At 29.1% G+C, this 3,297-nt stretch carries 2 protein-coding genes; both read left to right on the top strand.

The window, feature by feature from the left end; genetic code table 11:
* The first annotated feature begins 75 nt into the window (after nucleotides 1-75).
* The gene (locus Q0352_RS06740; RefSeq protein ID WP_299525565.1) at nucleotides 76-2,664 is read left to right on the top strand and encodes a phosphoenolpyruvate carboxylase; all 2,589 of its coding nucleotides are present in this window, start codon (nucleotides 76-78) and stop codon (nucleotides 2,662-2,664) included.
* Nucleotides 2,665-2,666: 2 nt separating this feature from the next.
* Nucleotides 2,667-3,182, top strand: a complete 516-nt coding sequence (locus Q0352_RS06735; protein WP_299525562.1) for a DinB family protein — start codon at nucleotides 2,667-2,669, stop codon at nucleotides 3,180-3,182.
* Nucleotides 3,183-3,297 lie beyond the last annotated feature (115 nt).

Here is a 3,297-nt window from a genome sequence, read left to right as displayed (position 1 = left end):
TTTCGTTAAATTATTTTATGAAAAGCCGAATTTTAAAGGATGCTTTTGTAATTTTCACTTTTTAACATTCTATATATGCATAAACAGCCAAAACTAACAAGGTTTAACGAAAATGTCCTTGCAAAATACCAAATTTATAATAGTATTTTTATGACACTTCCATTTGATACAATTACCAAAACTGGTGTTTTATTACCCTTGTTTCATGATATTTGCAAAGAAGGGTTTTCTAGCAAACAAAACCCTTCAGAAATAGTAGAAAATTTTTTTAAAACCTATCAGGAAAACCCTTCTGAAGAAGAAAAAATAAATTTACTATTTAAGTTTATTCAATATATAGAGCGCCAAGTAGTATTATTTGATGCTATTGAAGATGCTGCATTTCCAATTGTAAATAATATGGATGGTATTGGTACTTTACGAAATATTAAAGAAATTGCTACTCAAGAAAACAAAAAAGAAGCCTTAAAAAAGCATTTAGAAGATTTTAAAATTCGGGTAGTTTTAACTGCGCATCCAACACAATTTTATCCTGGAGCAGTTTTAGGAATTATCACCGATTTAACTGAAGCAATACAAAATAACGACTTGCTTTTAATCAATCAATTATTAGCGCAATTAGGTAAAACCCCTTTTTTTAAACATGAAAAACCATCACCTTATGATGAAGCTGTAAGCTTAATTTGGTATCTAGAAAACGTATTTTATCACTCCATTTCTCAAGTTTACAACTATATTCAAAGCAATATTTTTGACAATCAAAAAATTGATAACGATATTATTAATTTAGGATTTTGGCCAGGTGGAGACAGAGATGGAAATCCGTTTGTAACAACCGAAATCACCTTAAATGTTGCCAAACGATTAAAGCAAACTGTTCTTAGAAATTATTATAGAGATGTTAGAAAATTAAAAAGAAAATTAACCTTTAATGGTGTTGAGCAGTTAATATCGGAATTGGAAACTATGTTGTTTGAAAACAGCGTAAACCCAGCAATAAACACATTAATTTCTTTAGAAGAATTTAAAGAAAAACTACAACAAATTAAAAATACATTAATTTCTAAACATCAATCTCTATATATTGAAGATATTAATGATGTAATTAATAAAGTACATTTATTTGGGTATCATTTTGCAACATTAGACATCAGGCAAGATAGTAGAATTCATCAAAATGTTTTTGCTGAAATTGTAACAACCTTACAAAAAAATGGCAATACATTATTTCCTGAAAATTATTTAGAACTTTCTGAAAATGAGCAACTCACAATTCTTTCAACAATTTCTGATAACGTTGATATTTCAATTTTTAAGGAAGAAATGGTTACTAAAACTTTAGAATCCATAAAAGCCATAAAAACCATTCAACAAAATAATGGAGAACGTGGAGCAAACAGATATATCATAAGCAACAATCAAACTGCTGTAAATGTTATGGAAACCTTTGCTATGTTCAACTTATGTGGTTTTAATCATAATATTTCTGCTGATATTATTCCTCTTTTTGAAACGGTTAACGATTTAACAAATGCACCTAGTGTTATGGAAAAATTGTACACCAATCCAGCGTATCTTAAACACTTAAAAAGTAGAAATAATAAGCAAACTATAATGCTTGGTTTTTCAGACGGAACTAAAGATGGTGGTTATTTAATGGCAAACTGGTCTATTTTTAAAGCGAAGGAATTTTTAACCAAAATTTCTAGAGAACACGGTATTAAAGTCATATTTTTTGATGGTCGTGGTGGCCCACCAGCTCGTGGTGGAGGAAAAACACATCAGTTTTATGCTTCATTAGGTCCAACAATTGAAGATGAAGAAATACAATTAACAGTTCAAGGTCAAACTATAAGTTCTAATTTCGGAACCTTAGACTCTTCACAATTTAATATTGAACAATTATTAAGTGCTGGTATTTCAAATGAATTGTTTAGCAATGCTAACCATATAATGACCAAAAATGAAACCGAAATTATGAATGATTTGGCATTAACAAGCTATGAAGCCTATGTTAATTTTAAAAATCATCCAAAATTTATGCCTTATTTAGAGCATATGAGTACGTTAAAGTATTACGGTAAAACAAATATTGGAAGCCGACCTTCAAAACGTTCAAAATCAGCGGAATTAAATTTTGCTGATTTACGAGCCATTCCTTTTGTAGGATCTTGGAGTCAATTAAAACAGAATGTTCCAGGTTTTTATGGTGTTGGTACAGCTTTAAAAAAATATGAAGATGCTGGTGAATTTGAAAAAGTAAAACACTTGTTTCATCATTCCGATTTCTTTAAAACTCTGATAGGAAATAGTATGATGGCACTTTCAAAATCGTTCTTCGCATTAACTGAATACATGGCAAAAGATGAAGAATTTGGTGAATTTTGGGAACTAATTTATAATGAATATGAAACTTCAAAACGTTTAATCCTTAAGCTTTCTGATTATGATGAATTAATGCAAGGTAATAAAGTTGGGAAAGCTTCTATTAATATTCGTGAAAACATTGTACTGCCATTATTAACTATTCAACAATTTGCTTTACGTAAAATTCAGGAAATTCAAAAACAAGAAAATCCAGATACTGAGCTATTGAAAGTCTATGAAAAAATGGTAACAAGATCATTATTTGGAAATATAAACGCAAGTAGAAACTCCGCATAATTATGAATTCAAATCAGTTAAACGAAAACGAATACAATCCATATTACAAATTTTATATTGAAGCTTTAGGCGAAGTAAATTTAATTGAAGCATTAACAGCTTCTTTTGAAGAACTAATGCAAATCATTAGAGATTTACCAGAAGAAAAATTAATATTTCAATATGATGAAGGTAAATGGACCATTAAAGAACTTCTTCAGCATTTAATTGACACAGAACGAATTATGAGCTACAGAGCTTTACGCTTCTCAAGAAATGACGCTACAGAATTGCAGGGATTTGATGAAAATTGGTATGTAGATAATTCAAACGGGAACGACCGGAATATTAATGATCTGTTAGAAGAGTTTAAATGTGCGCGTAGAGCAAGTATCTCATTATTCAAAAGTTTTACTGATGAAATGCTAGCTAATTTTGGTACTGCAAATGGAAGTAATATGACTGTTAGAGCATTAGGTTTTATAATTACTGGGCATCAAATTCATCATTTAAATATCATTAAGGAGAGATATCTGTAACTATTCTTATTTCAACAAACCCTAAAAGGTTCTTTTATTAGACTGAAATAATTTTAAATGTTAAATAAATGTTAAAATTAAAACTTTTTTATATTACTTTAAACTTAATTTCCTT

It is taken from the genome of uncultured Lutibacter sp. (assembly GCF_937891065.1).
In the GTDB taxonomy this organism is placed as follows: domain Bacteria; phylum Bacteroidota; class Bacteroidia; order Flavobacteriales; family Flavobacteriaceae; genus Lutibacter.
Note: the sequence above shows the minus strand (reverse complement) of the source record. Positions and strands in the feature narration are given on the sequence as shown.